A 20,945-nucleotide genomic window follows, 5' to 3' on the forward strand; every position below is an offset into this window, starting at 1 on the left:
GAGTCTACGGATCCGGCTCAGCCGTGCCGGTGGAAGGCGGCTCGCACCTGCGCGCGGTCCGCGCCCCCGGCCAGCAGCAGCCGCAGCAGCACCTTCGCCTTGTACGGGTCGAGCAGCCCACCGTTGACCAGGCCGCGCCGTTGCAGGTCGGTCTCCGAGCCGACCGCCCCGTAGGTGTTGCGCAGCACCGCGCCGGCCCCGGTCCGCGAGGTGAGCACCACCGGGATCCGTTCGGCGAGGGCGCCCAACGCCGGGGCGAACGCCGGGGGCACGTGCCCGACGCCGAACCCGGCCACCACCAGCCCGTCCCGCCCGTCGGCCACGGCGTCGAGCAGGGCGACGTCGTCGTCGAGGGTGACGGTGTGCAGCGCCACCCGGGTGCCGGCCAGCCGGTCGCGGTCCACCGGCGGCAGCGGTTCGTGCCGGGTCGGCCGGGTGAGCAGGCGTACCTGCCCCTCGACGAGGTGGCCGAGCGGCCCGGCGTTCGGCGAGGCGAAGGTGGCGGTGCTGGTGCTGTGCGTCTTGCGGACGTACCGGGCGGCGTGCACCTCGTCGTTGAGCGCGACGAGCACCCCGAGGTCGCGGGCGGCCGGCGCGGCGGCGACCCGGACGGCGGCGAGCAGGTTCGCCGGCCCGTCCGGCCCGGCGAGGGTGGGGTTGCGCATCGCGCCGGTCACCACCAGCGGCGCCGGGTGCCGCCACACCAGGTCAGCCAGGTAGGCGGTCTCCTCCAGGGTGTCGGTGCCCTGGGTGACCACCACGCCGGTCGCCCCGGCGACCACCGCCGCGCCGGCCGCGTCGACCACGTCCAGGATCCGCGGGTACGTCAGGGCGGCGCTGGGCACCGCGTCGACGTCCCGCACGTCCAGCGGGGTGTCGGCCAGCAGCGGGACGGCGGCGGTGAGGTCGGCGGCGGTGAGCCGGGTGACCACTCCCCCGCTCCCGGTGCCGGCCATCGCGATGGTGCCGCCGAGGGCGAACAGTGCGACGCTCACGCCCGCGTACCGCCGCCCGGCCGGGTGGCCAGCACGAACCCCTGCGGACCCCGGTCGAAGCCCTCGGCCTCCCGGTCCAGCCGGGCGTGGATCGTGAACCCCGCGGCCGTCACCTCGTCCACGACCCGGTCCGACGAGTGCCAGTGCACGTCGTAGGAGACGGTGTGGCCGTACGCCTCGGCGAGGCGGTCGAGGCAGCCGCCGGCCTTGAAGGCGAGCAGCAGCCGACCGCGCGGGGCGAGCACCCGGTGGAACTCCGCGAACACCTCCGGCAGTGTCTCCGGGGGCAGGTGGATGATCGAGTACCAGGCGACCAGTCCGGCGAGGCCACCGTCGGGCAGGCCCAGGTCGGTCATCGAGCCGACCTCGAAGCGCAGTCCGGGGTGCCGGCGGCGGGCCACCTCCACCATGCCGGGCGACAGGTCGATCCCGAAGATGTCCAGCCCGAGGTCGCGCAGGTGGGCGGTGATCCGCCCGGTGCCGCAGCCGACCTCCGCCGCGGGGCCGGCACGGCCGACCTGCTCGGCGAAGGCGGCCAGCATGCCCCGGTCCATCGGCCCCTCGACCACCTCGGGGATGAGCCGGTCGTAGTCGACGGCGACGGTGTCGTACGCGGTCCTGGTCTCGGTCATCCAGTGCGGCTCGGGCATGGTCGACAACCCTAGTGGGCACGGGCGGTATTTCGGTGGCCCGTGCGGGCCGGGCGGGCCAGGCTGGGCGGGTGCCCTACCGCCTCGTCGAGACCGACCCGCCGTCGGACGCCGTACGCCGGTTGACCCTGGTGCCGTTCCTGCCGGACGGCTCGTGCGCGGCCGTACCCGATGGGCGGGGTGAGCCGCGACTACCCGCCGGGGCGGTGTGGGCCGGCGAGCACTGGCTGCTCGACGCGGCGCTGCGGATCCCGCTGGAGACGGCCGGGTTCCGGCCGCAGCGGGTGCACCCGTTCGCCGCCGACGGCGACCACCTGTACGCCTGGTTGGACGGTGACCGGTATTCCGGCCGCCGGCCGCACGCCACGGTGGAGCTGGTCACCGGCCCGGCGGCGGCGCTCGCGGCGCGGCTGGCGACGGCGGCCCGGCCCGAGCAGGCCCGCGCGGTCCGGGACGCGGCCCGGTCGCTGCGCGGTCAGGACGACACGAGCTGGTACGCCGACGCGGTACGCCTGCTGGAGCCGGCCTACCTGCGCGGGGACACCCCGCAGGCCGGCTCCGGTTTCGGCGGGGACGCCGCCCAGTGGCGGGCCCTGCGGGAGATGATCGTCGACGGGGTGCACGGCGACGGCAGCTTCCTCGACCTGGGCTGCGCCAACGGGCTGCTGCTGGAGTCCGTGGTGGACTGGGCGGCCGAGCGCGGCCACCGGCTGGACCCGTACGGGGTGGACCTGGCGCCCGGGCTGGTGGCGCTGGCCCGGCGGCGCCTGCCGCACTGGGCGGACCGGTTCGAGGTCGGCAACGCGATCGGGTGGCGGCCGGCCGACGGCCGGCGCTTCAACTACGTGCACCTGCTGCTGGACCTGGTGCCGCCGACCCGCCGGGCGCAGCTGGTCCGGCACGCCCGCGAGCTGGTCTCGCCCGGTGGTCGACTGCTGGTCAGCCACTACCAGGCGACCGGCGGAACGGATCTCACGGCGGCGGAGCACCTGCGCTGGCTGGGCTTCCGGGTGCACGGGTCGAGTGCGGGACTCGACCCGCAACGCGCCACCACCGCCTGGCTGGACGCCTAGGACCGCCCGCGGGACGTCAGGCGAACCAGGTGAGGGACTGGCCGTGGCCTGCCGTCCAGGCCAGCGGGCGCCCGTCCAGCGCGAGCACGTTGCGCATCCCGTCGTCCGGCGGCTCCGGCAGCTGGGCGTGCGGCAGCACCTCCGGCGTCTCGGCGGCGATCCAGTGGCCGGGCAGGTCGCGGACCAGCTCGACGAAGGCCTCCCGGCGCGGCCGGGGCACCTGGTAGAGCACGGAGCTGTGGAAGACCACCAGCGTCGCGCCGGCCGGCGCCTTCGCCGCGAGGGTGGGCAGGTCGTCGACCAGGTCACCCCGGACCAGCAGCGGCGGCTCGGCGGCGGCCACCGGGGCGGCGGCCCGCAGGCGCTCACGCCGGTGGGTGTGCTCGGGCCAGATCAGCGCGTCCAGCCAGGCCACGTCGGCCGGGTCGGTGACGTCGAGCGGGTTGAGGTCCAGGCCGGCCCGCCACACCACCTCGGGCAGCCGGGTCGGCGGGGCGGTCCCGGTGAGTTCGCAGTCCAGCACCGGTTCGCCGGTGCCCAGCCGGTGGTCGCCGTAGCGGTAGGCGTACCGGTCGGGATAGAGGTTCAGGCCGGCGGACGCGCCGACCTCCAGCAGCGCGAGCGGCTGCGGCAACTCCGCCAGCACCGGCAGCAGCACGGCGCACCGGCCGATCTCGTTGGTCTGCGTCGCGCGTACCCGGATCTGCTCTTCGACGGCCGGCCAGTTGGCCACCGTCCAGTCGTGGAAGGCGGCGGGGTCGTCGACCGGGCCGCCGAGCAGGCGTACGACGCCGAAGAGCAGGTTGGGTTGCCGCTTGGCCGGGGGCAGCGTGTCGAGCAGCGCGAGCAGCTCCGGGTCGCGGGACACGGCCAACGCCAGGCGCTCGTACGCGGGTGAGACGCCGCGCGCCTCGGCGGTGGCGAACCTTGCGTAGGTCTCGGCGGTCCTCATGCCCCCGATCCTCGTCCGGATGGGCCGGGCGCGCTGCCCCGTCAGGCGCGGCGGCTCAGCCAACTCGCTGGATCCGGGCAGCTCACGAATAGGCGTCCTTGCGATGCCCGACGGCATGAATCGTCAGCTCGTCGCCATCGAGACCGTAGAGGACGCGGTAATCACCGACACGGAGTCGACGTCCGGATCCGTCGCGCATCTCGGTGGAGTTCTGTGGCGTGGGGTCGGAGACCAGTCCGAGGATCGCGCTCAGGACGGTCAGGAAGACGTTGCGTGGCTGTTTGTGCAGCCAGACCAGCACGTCCCGGTCGATCTGGACCTTCACGCCGCCTCACCGTTGGTCCGTTCGGCCAGCAGCGCCTCCACCTCGCGCGGATCAACGCCGAGCGACTCCAGGGCCGCCGACAGCGGCACGAACTGGCCCTCGGCACGAGAACGGTCGATCACCGCGGAGTCCCGACGGTCACGGAACGCCTCGATCTCTTCCCACTCGTCGATGCCGATCAGAACGGCCACCGGCCGTTCGTACTTGGTGATGATGACCGGCTCGCCGGTGCGCTCGACCCCTTCCAGCACCCGGCCCGCACCGTCACGGAACTCCCGCAGCGTGATCTTCTCCATGGCGAAAATGTACCACGCGGTACCGTTTCCGGGTGGCAGGCGCGTTGGTGGCAGGCACAAGTGCAACGGCGGGCATCATGTCCTCGATACGCGCCCCGATGTGCCACCGCCCGCGCGCCGCCGGCCACTGCCAGCCGGGGGTCTGGTCAGCTCGGCCAGGTGCTCCTGCTGGTGCTGGCGGACGATGGCGTTCCAGGCCTCCTGGTCGTAGTCCGGATCCGGCGGTATCCACCGGTGCGAGTGGTCGCTGTAGTGATACCGCTCGTCGCCGGGCCGGATGACGCTCACCGAACCCAGCCCAGGAAGCGCTGGTGCAGCAGCCCGGCCGGCACGTGCCCGAGATCCTCCGCAGCCCACACCAGATAGGAGCCTAGGTAGAGGGCCAGGCTGACCGGCGCGCCGTCGAACTCGGCGCGCAACTCCTTCCGCCGGGTCGCACAGGGCCAGGGCGCCGCGCAGCCGCCGCAGGTCCACAGCGGAACGATCGGGCCGTGGGTGGTCACGGCAGCCCGTCCAGGAAACGCCGGGTCACCGCCCGGGCCTGCCGGCGGGCGCTCGGTCATCGTTGCTCCTCCCCCGGCCAGTGGCCGCGGCGGATCGGAATGCGGTGGCGGGCGCGGCAGGGCAGGTCCGCGCCGCAGCGACAGATCCGGCGCCAGCGGCGCCAGGACCAGGTGGGACGGTGCCGGCGGGCCAGGGTCAGCGCGACGGCGAGCAGGTACTCGTCGTACGACACCTTCCTGCGCATTCGCCCTCCGGCAGATCAATCCGACGGGTTGTCAATCTGTAAGTGACGTTTGCACAGTAGGGTACGCGCTTACGTTCAGGCCGTGAAGCGACCGCGCTTGTACGGGCCCGGCGAGTTGGCCGCGCTCTTCGGCGTGTCGCGTCAGCGGGTTTTGCAGATCACCCGCCGGCCCGGCTTCCCCGAACCCCTCGCGCGTCTGATCGGCATGACCGTCTGGGACGCCGACGAGGTGGACGAGTGGACAAGGCACAACCGGCCACCCCGTGCCACGGATGGCGACGAGGATCGCTGACCACATACCTGACGACCGGCGCTGCCGTCGGGCCTACCAGGTTGAGCAGTGCCGGCCCCGCCCCGAGGCACCGACGGACGGTATACGGCAGGGAATTGACCGATGGCTCTGATCCGCGTGGCCGACCCCGACTTCCGCGTGTGCCCGATCAGTCTCGACACGCTGATCGAGATCCAACTGGATGCGGAGGACCGCCGCTGGGGAACTCGCTGGTCGTCTGTCGGAGCGCTTCGCAGCCAGGTCGGCCCGGGCCTCATCCTCCTCCAATCGTTCATGCGGGAGGAATGGGGAGGCGATCTACGGGCCTATCGTTGCCTCCTGCTGTTCTCAGCGGCCGAACACGGGCATGGCGGAGGTCTGGCCACGATCGACCTCGTTCCAGCGCGGTTCAAATCGCTGGAACGGCTTGATCGAGACCCCGACGTACGGACGGCACTTGCGCGCATGTTCTCGCTGGCGCTCTCCGGCACCTCGATGATTACCAAGAGGTGAGTGCTCCGGTCAGTCTCCGAAGCGTCGCCACGCATCGTCGGCCACCGCGTCCACGCTGCGCCCCGCCAATGCCAGGTCCGCTGCGGTGAACCGCTCCGGCTCCCCCGCCCGCCAGCGCACCGCCCGTCGGGCGAGGTCGGCGTACTCGGGGAACAACTCCCCCAGGTACGCGCCGGCCGCCGCCTTCGAGATCACGTCTACGTGGGCCAGCGTGTAGTGCAGCCGCGCGGGGCCGAGCACGCACCACACGACCGTGCCGGCATCCACGGCCTGATCTCCGGGTACGTCGGCCAGCGTGGCCGAAAGGGTGGCAGCAGTCCCGCGCCAGTAGCCCCGGAGGTTCTCCAGGTTGTACCGGCGCAGTTGCTCGAGGTCGACGCGTACGCCCAGCTCCGGAACCTCCGGCCCGCGTACCCGAATGCCGTACCGGCGCAGCGTCAGCCAGAGGACCGGGGTCAGTTCCCCGCAGGGCTCACCGCTGGAAAACTGCCCGTCCACCACGAACGGCGCCGGCCGCTGGTCGACCGGCCAGACCTGGGCCAGCGCCGGATCGAGATAGACCCCGTCGAGATGGGGCAGCTCCGGCATCTCGGCGTGCACGGCTCGCAGCTGGTTCAGATCGGCGAGACCGGCGGGACGAGACGTCAGGATCACGACGTCCACGTCGCTGACCCCGGGCTGCCAGGCTCCCAGCGCCGCCGACCCCACGACGTAGAGACCCCGCACGTAACCGGGTATGGCACGGTCGGCCAGGTCCAGGAAGCGCATCGTCAGGTCGTCGATCACTTCGCCGACCGTAACAGCGTGGCCAGCCGCTTCCACCAAGGACGGCCCGCAGACGGTGACGGCGGGCAACCCCGGCAGGCACGGGGAAATACAGTGCATCGACATGAGACGTCGTATCGCCGTGGTCGGCGCGGGTCCCGCCGGGCTCACCTTCGCCCGTGTCCTGCACCGCCACGGCCACCCCGTCACCGTCCTCGAACGCGATCCCGCCCCCGACGCCCGCCCGCCGGGCGGCACGCTGGACCTGCACCAGGGCCTGGGCCAGCTCGCGTTGGAGAAGGCGGGGCTGCTTGCGGAGTTCCGGGCGCTGTCCCGTCCCGAGGGGCAGGCCATGCGCATCCTGGCCACCGACGGGACGGTGCTGCACGACTGGCCGGCGAGTCCGGACGACCCGGCCAATCCCGAGATCGACCGCGGGCAGCTCCGTGACCTGCTGCTCGGCCCGCTCGACGTCCAGTGGGGTCGGGGCGTGACACAGGTGGTGCCCGGGTCCCGGGACGGCGCCGTGGTCCACTTCGCCGACGGACGGCAGGAGACGTTCGACCTGGTGGTCGGCGCCGACGGCGCCTGGTCGCGGGTCCGCCCGGCGCTCTCGTCGGCGACGCCGCACTACACCGGCGTCACCATGGTGGAGACGTCCCTCGACGAGGTCGACGACCGCCACCCCGACCTGGCCCGGCTGGTCGGCGACGGCTCACTGGCCGGGTACGGCGTGAACCGTGGTCTGGTCGCCCAGCGCAACAGCGGCGGCCACGTCAAGGTGTACGCCCAGTTCCGCGTCCCGCTGGACTGGCACACGGACCTGGACCCGACCGACGTCGAGGGGGTGCGGGAGAGCCTGCTGGCGCTCTTCGCCGGCTGGGCCGATCCCGTCCTCGACCTGCTCCGCCGCGGCACCACCTTCGTCCCGCGCCCGCTGTACGTGCTGCCCGTCTCCCACACCTGGGCGCACGTGCCCGGGCTGACGCTGCTGGGCGACGCCGCCCACCTGATGCCCCCGTTGGGGGCGGGCGCGAACCTGGCGATGCTGGAGGGCGCCGAACTCGCCGAGGCAGTCGCCGCCGGCCCCGAGGACCTGGACGAGGCCGTCCGCGCCTTCGAGGTACGGATGTGGGCGCGGGCCGGCCGGTGGGCGACGATCACGGCCGACGGGCTGGAACGCCTGGTCAGCCCGGACCCCGCCCAGGCCCTGGCGCTCTTCGACGAGGTCAACCCCTCCTGACCCCGTACGCCGACGAGGGCCGGCACATCAGTGCCGGCCCTCGTGGTGTGGTGTGTCAGCTGCAGCCGCTGGTGGAGCCGCAGCCCTCGCAGACGTAGCAGCTACCGGCCGGGCGCATCTTCGTGCCGCAGGTGAAGCAGAGCGGCGCGTCGGCGGCCTTGCCGATCACGGCCTCCAGCAGTTCGGTGCTGGAGCCGACCGCCGGGGCCGGCTTGGCGGCGGCCACGTCGGCCATCTCCTGCGCCGGCTGGGCGACCGGGCCGGTCTTCGGCTCGACGTGCTCGACCGGGGCGGAGGCGGCCATCGCGGTGAGGTCGGTGCCGCCGGCCTCCGCGTCGGCCTCGGCCCGCAGCTGGGCGGCCCGCTCCTTGGCGGTGAAGATGCCCAGCTCGGCGCGGCGGTCGTACGGCAGGAAGTCCAGGGCCAGGCGACGGAAGATGTAGTCCATCACCGAGGCGGCCATCCGCACGTCCGGGTCGTCGGTCATGCCGGCCGGCTCGAAGCGCATGTTGGTGAACTTGCTGACGAACGTCTCCAGCGGGACGCCGTACTGCAGGCCGATGCTGATGGCCACCGAGAAGGCGTCCATCACGCCGGCCAGGGTGGAGCCCTGCTTGGACATCTTGAGGAAGACCTCGCCGAGGCCGTCGTCCGGGTAGGACGACGCGGTGAGGTAGCCCTCGGCTCCGCCGACGGAGAAGCTGACCGTCTCGGACGAGCGCTTCTTCGGCAGCCGCTTGCGGACCGGCCGGTACTCGACGACCTTCTCCACCGCGGCCGGCGCGGCGGCTGCGGTCTCGACGGCGGCCGGCGTGTTGGCCTTGTTGGACTTGGCCACCGAGAGGGGCTGGCCGACCTTGCAGTTGTCCCGGTAGATCGCCAGCGCCTTGAGGCCGAGCTTCCAGCCCTCGAAGTAGATCTTCTCGACGTCCTCGACGGTGGCCGCCTCCGGCATGTTGACCGTCTTGGAGATGGCGCCGGAGACGAACGGCTGGATCGCCGCCATCATCCGCACGTGACCCATCGGGGCGATGGACCGCTCACCCATGGCGCAGTCGAAGACCGGGTAGTGCTCCGGCTTCAGGCCGGGGGCGTCGACCACGTGGCCGTGGTCGGCGATGTGCTCGACGATCGCCTCGACCTGCTCCTCGGGGTAGCCGAGGCTGCGCAGGGCGCGCGGGACGGTCTGGTTGACGATCTGCATGGAGCCGCCGCCGACCAGCTTCTTGAACTTGACCAGCGCCAGGTCCGGCTCCACGCCGGTGGTGTCGCAGTCCATCATGAAGCCGATGGTGCCGGTGGGCGCCAGGACGCTGGCCTGCGAGTTGCGCCAGCCGAACTTGTCGCCGACCTTGTTGCCCTGCGTCCACTGCTTGGTGGCCTCCCGCTGGATGGCGGTGGCGACCGTGCCGAACGGCTTGATGGCGTCGTTGGCGGCGGCGTGCTTGCGCATGACCCGCTTGTGCGGCTCCGCGTTGCGGGCGTAGCCGTCGTACGGGCCGACGACGCCGGCCAGCTCGGCGGAGCGGCGGTACGCGGTGCCGGTCATCAGCGAGGTGATCGCCGCGGCGACCGAGCGCCCCTGCTCCGAGTCGTACGGCAGGCCGGTGGCCATCAGCAGCGCGCCGAGGTTGGCGTAGCCGATGCCGAGCTGCCGGTAGGCGCGGGTGGTCTCGCCGATCTTCTCGGTCGGGAAGTCGGCGAAGCAGATCGAGATGTCCATCGCGGTGATGACGAACTCGACGCTCTTGACGAACTTCTCCACCTCGAAGCCGCCGTCGGCCTTGAGGAACTTCATCAGGTTCAGCGAGGCCAGGTTGCACGAGGAGTTGTCCAGGTGCAGGTATTCGGAGCACGGGTTCGAGGCGGTGATCCGCCCGGTCTCCGGGCAGGTGTGCCAGTCGTTGATCGTGTCGTCGTACTGCAGGCCCGGGTCGGCGCACTCCCAGGCGGCCTGGGAGATGGTGCGGAACAGCTTCGTGGCGTCGATCGTCTCGATGGTCTGCCCGTCGAGCCGGCCGCGCAGGTCGAAGCCGCCGCCGTTCTCCACCGCGGTCATGAACTCGTCGGAGACCCGCACCGAGTTGTTGGCGTTCTGGTACTGCACGCTGACGATGTCGGCGCCGCCCAGGTCCATGTCGAAGCCGGCGTCGCGCAGCGCGCGGATCTTGTCCTCCTCGCGCGCCTTGGTCGCCACGAACTCCTCGATGTCCGGGTGGTCGACGTCGAGGATGACCATCTTGGCCGCGCGCCGGGTGGCGCCACCGGACTTGATGGTGCCGGCGGAGGCGTCCGCGCCGCGCATGAAGCTGACCGGGCCGGAGGCGGTGCCGCCGGAGGAGAGCAGCTCCTTGGAGGAACGGATGCGGGAGAGGTTGACCCCGGCGCCCGAGCCGCCCTGGAAGATCCGCCCCTCCTCCTTGTACCAGTCGAGGATGGAGTCCATCGAGTCGTCGACGCTGAGGATGAAGCAGGCGCTGACCTGCTGCGGCGACGGCGTGCCGACGTTGAACCAGACCGGCGAGTTGAAGCTGAAGACCTGGTTGAGCAGCATCCAGGTCAGCTCGTGGGCGAAGGCCTCCGCGTCGGCGGCGGTGGCGAAGTAGCCGTACTCCTCACCGGCCTTGCGGTAGGTGCCGACCACCCGGTCGATGAGCTGCTTGAGCGACCACTCCCGCTCGGGGGTGCCGACGGCGCCCCGGAAGTACTTGGTGGTCACGATGTTGGCCGCGTTGACGCTCCAGGACTCGGGGAACTCCACCCCGCGCTGCTCGAAGTTGATCGAGCCGTCCCGCCAGTTCGTCATGACGACGTCGCGGCGCTCCCAGGAGACCTCGTCGTAGGGGTGCACCCCCTCGGTCGTCCAGACCCGCTCGATCTTCAGCCCCGCGCCGTTCTTGGTGCGCGCCCGGCTCGTTGTCACGCCGTCCCCCGCCATCTCATCCGCCCCCTCGCTGCGCGGTCTCGTGCCGCGCCTCGTCGACTGTCAAAATCCGAAAGAAAAATCAGGTGGTACGGCCGGCGGCGGCCCCCGCCGCCCCGACCCCGGCGGGCTCGGTCGCACCGGCACCGGCCGCGGCGCCCTCGCGGGCGCGGGCGGCGGCCCGCAGCGTCTCGATCTCGCGCTCGAAGTCGGCCAGCGAGTCGAACGACCGGTAGACGCTGGCGAACCGCAGGTACGCCACCTCGTCCAGGTCGCGCAGCGGGCCCAGGATCGCCAGGCCCACCTCGTGACTGGGCAGCTCGGCGGCCCCCTTGGCCCGCACGGTCTCCTCGACCTTCTGGGCGAGCAGCGCGATCGAGTCCTCGTCGACCGGTCGGCCCTGGCACGCCTTGCGTACCCCGCCGATGATCTTGGTGCGGCTGAACGGCTCGGTCACCCCGCTGCGCTTGACCACCGCGAGGACCGCCTCCTCCACCGTGGTGAAGCGCTTGCCGCACTCCGGGCAGGACCGCCGCCGGCGGATGAGCTGGCCGTCGTCGGCCTCCCGCGAGTCGACCACCCGGGAGTCGGCGTGCCGGCAGTACGGACACCGCATCGCCTGTCCTCCTTCGTCGACCGCGGGCCGACCCTCCGCGCCCGGGCACGCGTCGACCCGCCGGGGCCGTGGTCGACGGCCGCCGCCGGAGGAGACGGTACGGGAGTGCGGTCGGTAGTCGAACCCAACCTATGGGCAACTGACGCCCGTGTAACTACTACATCTAGGGGTTGAACCTATGCCGCCCGCCAACCGTGGTCAAGTTGGTCGGCGTGTCCGGCGCGTCGCGTGAATCACTGCCGAGATCCACCCCCGCTCCGGCGCGAACAGCCATGCCGACGAGCCCAACGCCGGACCCCCCGCTGCGGTCACGCCGCCCACGGATAGAACACCCGTTCGACGGCGACGTACCATTTAGCAGAACAGGTGTTCGGAATTCCAGGATTTCGGCCCGACACGCCGAGAGATGTCGTACAGATGTTTGAAAATGACCGATCTCACCTATACGGTCAGGATCAACCGGACGGCACCCGAGCGGCGCATCCGGTCGCAGCACCGCCGTACGCACCACGAGCCGCCAAGGCACCCCAGCGCCGACCAGGGAGGACGGACGTGACCGAGGACCGGGCCAGCCGGCCGAAGAACCCGCAGCCGATCGCCGAGGCGGGTCCGCCGGCCACTCGGCGCCGGGGCGCCGCGCGCAGCCGGACGGGACAACCCGCCGTGCGCCCGGTCACCCCGGTGGTCAGCGCCTTTCCCGACCCGGCCACGGTCGACCTGACCGCCCGGCAGCGCCGAATCCTGGAGTTCATCCGCACCTGGGTGGAGCGCCACGGCTACCCGCCGAGCGTGCGGGAGATCGGTGAGGCCGTCGGGCTGGTCTCCCCGTCCAGCGTCGCCTACCAGCTCAAGGAGCTGGAGAAGAAGGGCTTCCTGCGCCGCGACCCGAACCGCCCCCGCGCGGTCGACGTCCGCGCCCCCGCCGACGCCGTCGACGACGAGCTGAGCCGCTCCCAGCGCCCCGCCCCGGCCTACGTGCCGATGCTCGGCCGGATCGCCGCCGGTGGGCCGATCCTCGCCGAGCAGGCGGTGGAGGACGTCTTCCCCCTCCCCCGCGAGCTGGTCGGTGAGGGCGAGGTCTTCATGCTCCAGGTCAAGGGCGACTCGATGCTCGACGCGGCGATCTGCGACGGCGACTGGGTGGTGGTCCGGCAGCAGCCCAACGCCGAGGCCGGCGACATCGTCGCCGCGATGCTCGACGGTGAGGCGACCGTGAAGACCTACCGGCGACGCGACGGCCACGTCTGGCTGATGCCGCAGAACCCGGCCTTCGACCCGATCCCGGGCGACGACGCCACCATCATGGGTCGGGTCGTCGCGGTGCTCCGCCGGATCTGACCCGTACCCACGTCGGCCCGGGTCACCACCTCACGCAGGTGGTGACCCGGGCCGCTTCGTGTCGTCAGTAGCGGTCGCCCCGGTGCTGTTCCCGGCCGCCGTAGCCGCCGTACTGGCCACCACCCCGGCCCTCACCGTGCCGGCCGTTCTCGTCGCCGCCCCGGCCCGGCCCGGAATCCCCGTACGGGCGGTCGCCCCGGCGCGGCGGCTCGGCACGTCGCGGGGGCTCGGCCCGGCCGGCGCCGCCGTAGACGCCGCCCCGACCGCCCGCCGGCGGTTCGGCCGGCGGCGGACCACCGGCGGGCTGACCGCCGTACACGCCACCGCCACCGCTGCGGCCACCGCCACCGGCCTCCGCCGGGCGGCCACCGCCGTAGACTCCGCCGCCGGCCGGCCGGCCACCGCCGCCGCCGCCGTAGACGCCGCCACCGGCCGGCCGGTCACCGCCGCCGTAGACGCCGCCACCGGCACCCTGGCCCGGGGCCCGACCCGACCCGCCGTTGACCGGAGTGCCGTTGCGGCCCGACCCGGCGCCCACCGGCGGTGGGGCGCCGTACACGCCACCCGACGGCGCGGCGGCGCCGTATCCCGTGCCCGCCCAGTCGCCCGACCCGTCGTGCGGGTCGGCGAGGTGGCCGGGCTGGTCACGGTCCGGCTGGTCGGTGTCGTCCCGGCCCGGGCCGGCGGGGCGCTGCTTACGCGCCCGCAGGATGCCGAAGATCCCCGCGCCGACCAGCAGCGCGCCCAGCACACCGACGGCGGCGATCAGGTAGGTGATCTGGTTCAGGCTCAGCGAGGAGAACCAGGACTGCTCCGCCTTCGGCTTCGCGGCCGGGTCGCCGCCCTCGGCGGCGAGCGCCTCCGCGCCGGTCTTCGACGGGGTGTAGGCGAGGATGTCGATCGGGTCGTCCGGGGCCAGCTCGCCACCGTCGGAGACGGTGACGAAGAGCTTCCCGTCGGGGGTGTAGGAGATCGCCTCACCGAACGGGTCGGTCAGCGGCGTCACCTGGGGCTTGCCGGTGGTCAGCGCGCCGACCAGGTCGTCGCCGGCCACGTCGTACTCGAAGGCGTCGGCGTAGGTGCGCAGCACCACCCGCTTGCCGTCCGGGGACCGGGCGGCGCCGGTGACCGAGACCCGGCCGAAGGCACCCAGCCGGTTGTCGGTGTTGGTCTTCGGCAGGGTGATCTGGCCGACCTTCTTCATCGGCACCGGGTCGGTGTCGCCGGTCTTCAGCTTGCCGGTCGGCGTGTAGATCTCGGCCGGGCCGCTCGGCACCTTCGTGATGACCAGCGGCAGCCCGTTCGCGCCGATCAGCAGCGCCTCGGCGTCGTGCGGCTTACCCTCCGGATACGACAGGCGGTGCAGCACCGGCCGCTCCGAGCCGTCGGCCGGCATGCTCCAGACCGCGACCCGGGTACGGCGCTCGGTGCTGGTGATGTTGTCACCGGTGTCGGCGATCCAGAGCGTCCTCTTGTCCGGCGAGAGGGCCAGGTCCTCGGTGTCCTTCGGCCCCTGGGCGGAGTAGCGCACCGGGTCCTTGGCGATCTCGCACTTCGTGTCGAGGAAGAAGACCCGCTTCTGGCTCTCCTTGTCGGTGCCGTCGTTGATCACCACGTAGCCCGACTTGGTGGCCACCAGGCCGGAGAGCTCGCGCAGCCGCTCGTCGGTGACGGTGCAACGCTTCTTGCCGGGGACGGGCGCGGAGGACGCCGGGGCCGCCTGGACGACACCGGAGAACGCCACGGTCGCCCCCAGTAGGCCGAGGGCAACCGTGACCGAGGAAACAGCGCGGCGCATTCGACCAGTGTCGCATGCCCGCCCCGACCGCCGGATGACGCCGCAGTCGGTCACCGGACGGCCGCCACCGCCTCCTGCTCCGTCCTGGCGAACGGCGCCAGCTCGGCGGCGAGCGCCTCGTTGACCCGTACGTGCAGCAGCGTGCCCTCCGGCAGGTGCGCGGTGCTCAGCACCTCGCCCTGCCGGTGCAGCCGGGCGACCAGGTCACCCCGGTCGTACGGCAGGACCGCGCGGACCTCCACCGCCGGGCGGGGCAGGCGTGCCTCGATGGCGGCGCGCAGCCCGTCGATCCCCCGGCCGGCGCGGGCCGACACGAAGACCGCCTCCGGCCAGAGCCGCTTGAGCCGGAGCAGCTCGTCCTCGTTGGCCGCGTCGGTCTTGTTGACCACCAGCAGCTCCGGCAGCCGGTCGGCCCCCACCTCGGCGAGCACCTCGCGGACCGCGCGGACCTGCTCCTCCGGATCCGGGTGGGTGCCGTCGACGACGTGCACCACCAGGTCGGAGTCGGCGACCTCCTCCAGCGTCGAGCGGAACGCCTCGACGATCTGGTGCGGCAGGTGCCGGACGAAACCGACGGTGTCGGAGAGGGTGTAGAGCCGGCCGTCGGCGGTGGTCGCCTTGCGGGTGGTCGGGTCGAGGGTGGCGAAGAGCGCGTTCTCGACCAGCACCCCGGCCCCGGTCAGGCGGTTGAGCAGGCTGGACTTGCCGGCGTTGGTGTAGCCGGCGATCGCCACCGCGGGCACCGCGTTGCGGGAACGCCGGGCGCGCTTGGTCTGGCGTACCGTCTTCATGCCCTTGATCTCCCGGCGCAGCCGGGCGATACGGTTGCGGATCCGGCGCCGGTCGGTCTCCAGCTTGGTCTCACCGGGACCACGCAGACCCACGCCGCCGCCGGCGCCGCCACCCCGGCCGGAACCACCGCTCTGCCGGGAGAGGGTCTCACCCCAACCGCGCAGCCGGGGCAGCAGGTATTCGAGCTGGGCCAGCTCGACCTGGGCCTTACCTTCCTTGCTCTTGGCGTGCTGGGCGAAGATGTCCAGGATCAGCGCCGTCCGGTCGACCACCTTGACCTTGGTGCGCTGCTCCAGGTTGCGCAGCTGCGACGGGGAGAGCTCACCGTCACAGATGACCGTGTCGGCACCGGTGGAGAGCACCACCGCGCCCAGGTCTTCGACCTTGCCCCGACCGACGTAGGTGGCCGGGTCGGGCCGGTTGCGGCGCTGGATCAGCCCCTCGAGCACCTGCGAGCCGGCCGTCTCGGCCAGCGCCGCCAACTCGGTGAGGGAGTTGTCCGCGTCCGCCTGGGTGCCCTCGGTCCAGACCCCGACCAGGACGACCCGCTCCAGCCGGAGCTGGCGGTACTCGACCTCGGTGATGTCGGTGAGCTCGGTGGAGAGACCGGGGACCCGCCGTAGTGCCTGCCGCTCCGAGAGCTCGAACTCGCCGGTGGTGGCGTCGGTCTCGTCGTCGTCGGTGTAGGTGAGGTAGGTCTCCTCGTCGCGCAAGCCGCGTCTCCTGTCGTTTATGTCCGCTGCCGGGGTGTTTCCGGCGCGTATCAGTAATCCTGACATGTGGCAACGCCGGACGCACCCGCTATATGCCCGGGTTCGTACCCGCCGGTAGCGGGGGCGGATACCGGCAGCGCCGGTCGGGCGGGTAGAAATGCGAGTCGAGCTGTCAGCGTTGACGAGGAGAATTGTTCCGTGGCCATCACCCGACTGCCGAGTGCCGGATTCTCGATCACCATCCGGATCGCGGTCCCCGCGGACGCGTCGTCGATCGGCCGGCTCACCACCGCCGTCGGCGAGGCCGGCGCGATCGTCACCGCGCTGGACGTGGTCGACTCCGACCCCACCAACGTGATCGTCGACCTGACCTGCGACACCGCCGACGCCAGCCACGCCGACCAGGTGGTCGACGCGCTCACCGCGCTGGACGGCGTGGACGTCCGCAAGGTCTCCGACCGCACCTTCCTGCTCCACCTCGGCGGCAAGATCGAGGTCAACTCCAAGGTGTCGCTGCGCACCCGAGACGAGCTGTCCCGCGCGTACACCCCCGGGGTCGCCCGGGTCTGCCAGGCGATCGCCGAGAACCCCGCCGACGCCCGCCGGCTCACCATCAAGCGCAACACCGTCGCCGTGGTCAGCGACGGCTCCGCCGTGCTGGGCCTGGGCAACCTCGGCCCGGCCGCCTCGCTGCCGGTGATGGAGGGCAAGGCCGCGCTCTTCAAGCGCTTCGGCGGGGTGGACGCCTGGCCGGTGGTGCTCGACACCCAGGACACCGACGAGATCGTCGCCATCGTCAAGGCCATCGCGCCCGCGTACGGCGGGATCAACCTGGAGGACATCGCCGCGCCGCGCTGCTTCGAGATCGAGGCCCGGCTGCGCGAGCTGCTGGACATCCCGGTCTTCCACGACGACCAGCACGGCACCGCGATCTGCGTGCTCGCCGCGCTGACCAACGCGCTGCGCGTCGTGGGCAAGCAGCTCGCGGACGTCCGGGTCGTGGTCTCCGGCGCCGGCGCGGCCGGCACCGCGATCATGAAGCTGCTGCTGCGCCAGGGCGTCGGCGACATCATCGCGTACGACCGGCAGGGCGCCCTGCACCGCGGGATGACCGGGCTCAACCCGGCCTGGCAGTGGCTGGCCGACAACACCAACAAGGCCGGCTACGCAGGCGATCTGGCCGGGGCGGTCCGCGGCGCCGACGTCTTCATCGGGGTCAGCGCGCCCAACCTGCTCACCGGCGACGACGTGGCCGCGATGGCCAAGGACTCGATCGTCTTCGCGCTGGCCAACCCGGACCCGGAGGTCGACCCGCGGGAGGCCCGCAAGCACGCCGCCATCGTGGCGACCGGCCGCTCCGACCAGCCCAACCAGATCAACAACGTGCTCGCCTTCCCCGGCGTCTTCCGGGGCATGCTCGACGCGCACGCGGAGGAGTTCACCGAGGAGATGGCCCTGGCCGCCGCCCGGGCGATCGCCGACGTGGTGGGCGAGGAGAAGATCAACCCGACGGTGATCGTGCCCAGCGTCTTCGACTCGCGGGTGGCCCCGGCGGTCGCCGCCGCCGTCCGCGCCGCCGCCCAGAACCCGGCCAACATCCTGACCCCGGCCGACCCCTCCCCCGCGGACCCGAACGCCACCCCGGCGCCGGCCCCCACCACCCCGCCGGCCCCGGCCGACCTCCCCGAGATCGCCGCCGAAGCCTCCGCCACCCCCTGACCCGGCCCCGCCCCGGCCCCCGGCCCCGGCCCCGCCCCGGCCCCCGGCCCCGACCTCGGCCGGCCCCCGGCCCCGGCCCCGACCCCGGCCCCGGCCCGTTGATCATGAGGTTCGCTGTCCCAAACCGGGACGAAGCCAACCGCTAACCTCATGATCAACGAGCCGCTCTCCGTTGATCAAGGAGTTTGGGTCGGATTTTGCGGGGTGGGGTGACGCAAAGCCCTTGATCGAAGCGCCGTGGGGTGGGGTGTGGGCGGGTGTGGGCGCCGTCCGGCCGGGGTGCGGGCGCCGCGCGGCCGGGGTGCGGGCGCCGCGCGGCCAGGGTGCAGGCGCGGTGCGGGTGCGGTGCAGGCGCGGTGCGGGTGCGGTGTGGACAGGGGTGGGGGGATCAGCGGGTCAGGGTGGCGGGGTCGAGGGCGCCGGCGGCGACCAGGACGGCGGGGCCGGATAGCCAGCAGGTGTCGTCGGTGACGGTGACCGTGAGGCGGCCGCCGGGGACGTCGACGGCCATCACGCCGGTGTCCCGGCCGAGGTCACGCAGGGCCACGGCGCCGACCGCGCACGCACCGGTGCCGCAGGAGAGCGTCTCGGCGGAGCCGCGCTCGTAGACCCGCATCAGCACGTGACCGTCGACGCCGGCCACCGGCTCGCCGGGCGCGGTGAACTCGACGTTCACCCCGGCCGGGAAGACCGCCGGGTCGAAGTCCGGCGCGCGGCCCAGATCGAGCGCGGCCAGGTCCAGGCCGGCCGGCAGCGGGCAGACCAGGTGCGGGTTGCCGACGTCGACGGCCGTGCCGGGCAGGGTCAGGCCGCCCAGGGCCGCGGTCGACGCGTCGTACAGCCGGGGGCGGCGCATCTCGACGGCGATGGCGTCCCCCTCGACGCGGGCGCGCACCACGCCGGCCCGGGTGGCCACCGGTAGCGCCGCGCCGTCCGGCTCGGCCAGCCCGGTGGCGAGCAGGTAGCGGACGAAGACCCGGGCGCCGTTGCCGCACATCTCGGCGAACGAGCCGTCGGAGTTCCAGTAGTCCATGAACCACTCGGCCTCGCCGGCCAGGGCCGCGCCGTCGGGGTGCTTGGCGGCCCGGACCACCCGCAGTACGCCGTCGCCGCCGACGCCCCGCCGGCGGTCGCAGATCGCCGCGACCAGCTCGGGCGTCAGGTCGAGGGCGCCGTCCGGGTCGGGCAGGATGACGAAGTCGTTGCCGGTGCCGTGCCCCTTGGTGAACTCCACGCTCCCATCATGGCCGATGCTCGGCGACCAGCCGCAGGGCAGTGTCGACAAGCTCGTCGGTGGCGGAGTCCAGCCAGTGGATCCGCGGGTCACGACGGAACCAGGAACGCTGCCGGCGCACGAAGCGCCGGGTGGCCCGGATCGTCTCGTCGTGCGCCTGCGCCTCGGTCAGTTCACCGGCCAGGAAGCGCAGCACCTGCTGGTAGCCGAGCGCCCGGCCGGCGGTCCGCCCCTCGGCCAGCCCACGGCCGGCCAGCCCGCGGGTCTCGGCGACCAGCCCGTCGGCCCACATCCGATCCACCCGCAGCGCGATCCGCTCGTCCAACAGTGCGGTGTCCAGGTCGACGCCGAGCTGCACCGACGGGTAGTAGGGCGTCGGCTCGGGCAGCGACGCGGTGAACGGCGCGCCGGTCAACTCGATCACCTCCAGGGCCCGGACGATCCGCCGGCCGTTGCCGGGCAGGATGCCGGCCGCCGCAGCCGGATCGGCCGCGCGCAGCCGCTCGTGGAGCGGGCCCGGGCCGGTCTCGGCCAGCTCGGCCTCCAACCGGTCCCGGACGGCGGGATCGGTGCCGGGGAACTCGAACCGCTCCAGCACCGCGCGGACGTACAGCCCCGAGCCGCCCACCAGCAGCGGAACCCTGCCCCGGGCCAGGATGTCGTCGACCGCCGCCCGGGCCAGCCGCTGGTATTCGGCGACACTGGCCGGCTCGGTGACCGCCCAGATGTCCAGCAGGTGGTGTGGCACCCCCTCCCGCTCCGCCGGGGTCAGCTTCGCCGTCCCGATGTCCATGCCCCGGTAGAGCTGCATCGAGTCGGCGTTGACCACCTCGCCGTCGAGGGCGTGCGCCAGGGCGATGCTCAGCGCCGACTTGCCCGCCGCGGTCGGCCCGACCACGGCCACCACGCCGCCGGTCACGCCCGCCCCCAGGAGGCCACGAAGTAGGCGACGCCGTAGGGCACGGAGTAGTGGCGCAGCTCACCGCGCCAGTCGCCACCCGCCGCGCGGACCGCACCGGCCAGCACCTGCCAGGACGCGCGGCCGGCCACCCGCAGCTCCGCGCCGACCATCGGGTCCAGGCCGAGCAGGGCGGCGGTGTCCGCGTCGGCCAGGGCCCGGGCCACCCCCTCGTCGTACGGCTCGGCGCGCGGGTCGTCGTAACCGGGCGCCCTGGTGCCCCGGCAGGCCGACCCGTCCCCCAGCACCAGCAACGCCGTCCGGCGCTCGGAATCGGCCATGAGGGCCGCCCCGAGCTCGGCGCACTCGTCCGGCGACGCGTCGGCGGCGACCGAACGGGCCGTCCGGGGCAGCTCGGTGCCGATGCGGCCGAGCAGCCAGGCGCCGATGGTCAGGCTCAGCGGCAGCCGCTCGGCTCCGGCACAGTTGACCTTCCACAGCCGGACCGCCCGGTCCAGCCCGTACGCCCGCAGCGAGCCGGAGTCGGCGGGATCGAACCGGGTGGTGGTGGGCCCGTCGCCGACCAGGAGAAGCTCGTCGGGATCGGCGGCGAGGAGACCGGCGACGGCGGCGGCGCAGGCGTCGCGCAGCTCGGCCAGCTCAGGGGCGGCGGCGCCGGCCAGCTCGGGGACGAGCAGCGGCGGATGCGGGCAGACGGCGGCGGCGACCAGGGGCACCAGGCAACGGTAGCGGCCCCGGCGGCCCGCCCGGCTCCGCCCCGGGGAGCGGATCGGCCCGGTTGCACCGCTGGCGCGGCAACAGCGGGCGGCGGGCGGCGGGCGGCGGCACTGTGGACAGGTAGCGGTCAACCCCGGGCAGGGGGTGAGGGAGTGGGCCATGCCACTTTCCGGCGGTCGGATGACCGATACGTCCCGCGCGGATACCCCCATCAGGGCCTAACGACACCGTATGGTCACGGTCGACGACAGGCGCTCGACACGCACCGGGTCGGACCTGTGACAATGCCCGAAGTAACTTGGCTGCGCCGTGGCGGCGTCGCGGGGGTGTCCCGTCGACGCCGGG

The 20,945-nt window shown here is 73.0% G+C and carries 21 protein-coding genes; 6 read left to right on the top strand and 15 right to left on the bottom strand.

What is annotated here, in order from left to right; translation table 11 throughout:
- Nucleotides 1-17 precede the first annotated feature (17 nt).
- A complete protein-coding gene (locus tag GA0070564_RS22915) occupies nucleotides 18-995 on the bottom strand; it encodes an asparaginase (protein WP_091612432.1) in 978 nt (325 codons plus the stop codon).
- Complete coding sequence (locus GA0070564_RS22920) at nucleotides 992-1,645, bottom strand: class I SAM-dependent DNA methyltransferase (protein ID WP_091612435.1); 654 nt, start codon at nucleotides 1,643-1,645, stop codon at nucleotides 992-994. The genes GA0070564_RS22915 and GA0070564_RS22920 overlap by 4 nt, the downstream gene beginning before the upstream one ends.
- Nucleotides 1,646-1,716: 71 nt before the next feature.
- Here GA0070564_RS22920 and GA0070564_RS22925 point away from each other — a divergent pair, with 71 nt between their 5' ends.
- Nucleotides 1,717-2,718, top strand: a complete 1,002-nt coding sequence (locus tag GA0070564_RS22925; RefSeq protein ID WP_091612439.1) for a class I SAM-dependent methyltransferase — start codon at nucleotides 1,717-1,719, stop codon at nucleotides 2,716-2,718.
- A gap of 16 nt (nucleotides 2,719-2,734) precedes the next feature.
- On the opposite strand, the gene GA0070564_RS22930 is transcribed toward GA0070564_RS22925, so the two are convergent.
- The 5 genes from GA0070564_RS22930 to GA0070564_RS22955 all read right to left on the bottom strand — a co-directional run bounded on the left by GA0070564_RS22930 (nucleotide 2,735) and on the right by GA0070564_RS22955 (nucleotide 5,039).
- A complete protein-coding gene (locus GA0070564_RS22930) occupies nucleotides 2,735-3,670 on the bottom strand; it encodes a DUF2332 domain-containing protein (protein ID WP_091612444.1) in 936 nt (311 codons plus the stop codon).
- Nucleotides 3,671-3,752: 82 nt separating this feature from the next.
- The gene (locus tag GA0070564_RS22935; protein ID WP_091612447.1) at nucleotides 3,753-3,995 is read right to left on the bottom strand and encodes a type II toxin-antitoxin system RelE family toxin; all 243 of its coding nucleotides are present in this window, start codon (nucleotides 3,993-3,995) and stop codon (nucleotides 3,753-3,755) included.
- Nucleotides 3,992-4,291, bottom strand: a complete 300-nt coding sequence (locus GA0070564_RS22940) for a type II toxin-antitoxin system Phd/YefM family antitoxin (protein ID WP_176730802.1) — start codon at nucleotides 4,289-4,291, stop codon at nucleotides 3,992-3,994. Before GA0070564_RS22940 ends, GA0070564_RS22935 begins: the two co-directional genes overlap by 4 nt.
- A 284-nt stretch (nucleotides 4,292-4,575) precedes the next feature.
- Nucleotides 4,576-4,854 (bottom strand): hypothetical protein, encoded by a 279-nt coding sequence (locus GA0070564_RS22950; RefSeq protein ID WP_245670161.1) that lies wholly within the window; start codon nucleotides 4,852-4,854, stop codon nucleotides 4,576-4,578.
- On the bottom strand, nucleotides 4,851-5,039 hold the full coding sequence (locus tag GA0070564_RS22955) for a hypothetical protein (RefSeq protein WP_091612459.1): 189 nt from the start codon (nucleotides 5,037-5,039) through the stop codon (nucleotides 4,851-4,853). Before GA0070564_RS22955 ends, GA0070564_RS22950 begins: the two co-directional genes overlap by 4 nt.
- An 82-nt stretch (nucleotides 5,040-5,121) precedes the next feature.
- On the opposite strand from GA0070564_RS22955, the gene GA0070564_RS22960 reads away from it, so the two are divergent.
- Together GA0070564_RS22960 and GA0070564_RS22965 are read left to right on the top strand one after the other, a co-directional pair.
- Complete coding sequence (locus tag GA0070564_RS22960) at nucleotides 5,122-5,331, top strand: helix-turn-helix transcriptional regulator (protein WP_091612463.1); 210 nt, start codon at nucleotides 5,122-5,124, stop codon at nucleotides 5,329-5,331.
- A 102-nt stretch (nucleotides 5,332-5,433) separates the two neighbouring features.
- On the top strand, nucleotides 5,434-5,823 hold the full coding sequence (locus GA0070564_RS22965; protein WP_091612466.1) for a hypothetical protein: 390 nt from the start codon (nucleotides 5,434-5,436) through the stop codon (nucleotides 5,821-5,823).
- A gap of 9 nt (nucleotides 5,824-5,832) precedes the next feature.
- On the opposite strand, the gene GA0070564_RS22970 is transcribed toward GA0070564_RS22965, so the two are convergent.
- Complete coding sequence (locus GA0070564_RS22970) at nucleotides 5,833-6,609, bottom strand: nucleotidyltransferase domain-containing protein (RefSeq protein ID WP_176730803.1); 777 nt, start codon at nucleotides 6,607-6,609, stop codon at nucleotides 5,833-5,835.
- A 103-nt stretch (nucleotides 6,610-6,712) separates the two neighbouring features.
- Between GA0070564_RS22970 and GA0070564_RS22975 the strand changes: the two genes are divergently transcribed.
- On the top strand, nucleotides 6,713-7,831 hold the full coding sequence (locus tag GA0070564_RS22975; RefSeq protein ID WP_091612474.1) for an FAD-dependent oxidoreductase: 1,119 nt from the start codon (nucleotides 6,713-6,715) through the stop codon (nucleotides 7,829-7,831).
- Nucleotides 7,832-7,886: 55 nt separating this feature from the next.
- On the opposite strand, the gene GA0070564_RS22980 is transcribed toward GA0070564_RS22975, so the two are convergent.
- The gene (locus tag GA0070564_RS22980) at nucleotides 7,887-10,769 is read right to left on the bottom strand and encodes a vitamin B12-dependent ribonucleotide reductase (RefSeq protein ID WP_091612478.1); all 2,883 of its coding nucleotides are present in this window, start codon (nucleotides 10,767-10,769) and stop codon (nucleotides 7,887-7,889) included.
- A gap of 67 nt (nucleotides 10,770-10,836) precedes the next feature.
- Nucleotides 10,837-11,370: a transcriptional regulator NrdR gene (gene nrdR / locus GA0070564_RS22985; protein WP_091612481.1), complete on the bottom strand. Its 534-nt coding sequence runs from the start codon at nucleotides 11,368-11,370 to the stop codon at nucleotides 10,837-10,839.
- A 552-nt stretch (nucleotides 11,371-11,922) separates the two neighbouring features.
- Between nrdR and lexA the strand changes: the two genes are divergently transcribed.
- Nucleotides 11,923-12,708 (top strand): transcriptional repressor LexA, encoded by a 786-nt coding sequence (gene lexA, locus GA0070564_RS22990; RefSeq protein ID WP_088970432.1) that lies wholly within the window; start codon nucleotides 11,923-11,925, stop codon nucleotides 12,706-12,708.
- Between the two features lie 64 nt (nucleotides 12,709-12,772).
- On the opposite strand, the gene GA0070564_RS22995 is transcribed toward lexA, so the two are convergent.
- Both GA0070564_RS22995 and hflX read right to left on the bottom strand, forming a co-directional pair.
- A complete protein-coding gene (locus tag GA0070564_RS22995; protein ID WP_091612485.1) occupies nucleotides 12,773-14,506 on the bottom strand; it encodes a hypothetical protein in 1,734 nt (577 codons plus the stop codon).
- Nucleotides 14,507-14,556: 50 nt separating this feature from the next.
- Complete coding sequence (hflX, locus tag GA0070564_RS23000; RefSeq protein WP_091612488.1) at nucleotides 14,557-16,011, bottom strand: GTPase HflX; 1,455 nt, start codon at nucleotides 16,009-16,011, stop codon at nucleotides 14,557-14,559.
- Between the two features lie 198 nt (nucleotides 16,012-16,209).
- Here hflX and GA0070564_RS23005 point away from each other — a divergent pair, with 198 nt between their 5' ends.
- Nucleotides 16,210-17,730 carry an NAD-dependent malic enzyme gene (locus tag GA0070564_RS23005; protein ID WP_091612491.1) on the top strand — a complete coding sequence of 507 codons (1,521 nt, stop codon included), beginning with the start codon at nucleotides 16,210-16,212 and terminating at the stop codon, nucleotides 17,728-17,730.
- A 388-nt stretch (nucleotides 17,731-18,118) separates the two neighbouring features.
- Here the strand turns inward: GA0070564_RS23005 and dapF are convergent, their stop codons facing one another.
- Genes dapF through GA0070564_RS23020 form a run of 3 tightly spaced genes read right to left on the bottom strand, consistent with a single transcriptional unit; the run spans nucleotide 18,119 to nucleotide 20,599 of the window.
- Nucleotides 18,119-18,964, bottom strand: a complete 846-nt coding sequence (gene dapF / locus GA0070564_RS23010) for a diaminopimelate epimerase (protein WP_091612496.1) — start codon at nucleotides 18,962-18,964, stop codon at nucleotides 18,119-18,121.
- 7 nt (nucleotides 18,965-18,971) lie between these two features.
- Entirely contained in the window at nucleotides 18,972-19,895 is a 924-nt protein-coding gene (gene miaA / locus GA0070564_RS23015) for a tRNA (adenosine(37)-N6)-dimethylallyltransferase MiaA (protein ID WP_425412522.1), read from the bottom strand.
- A complete protein-coding gene (locus tag GA0070564_RS23020) occupies nucleotides 19,880-20,599 on the bottom strand; it encodes a class III extradiol ring-cleavage dioxygenase family protein (protein ID WP_091612500.1) in 720 nt (239 codons plus the stop codon). The genes miaA and GA0070564_RS23020 overlap by 16 nt, the downstream gene beginning before the upstream one ends.
- Nucleotides 20,600-20,945 lie beyond the last annotated feature (346 nt).

Source organism: Micromonospora mirobrigensis, from assembly GCF_900091555.1.
Classification (GTDB): domain Bacteria; phylum Actinomycetota; class Actinomycetes; order Mycobacteriales; family Micromonosporaceae; genus Micromonospora; species Micromonospora mirobrigensis.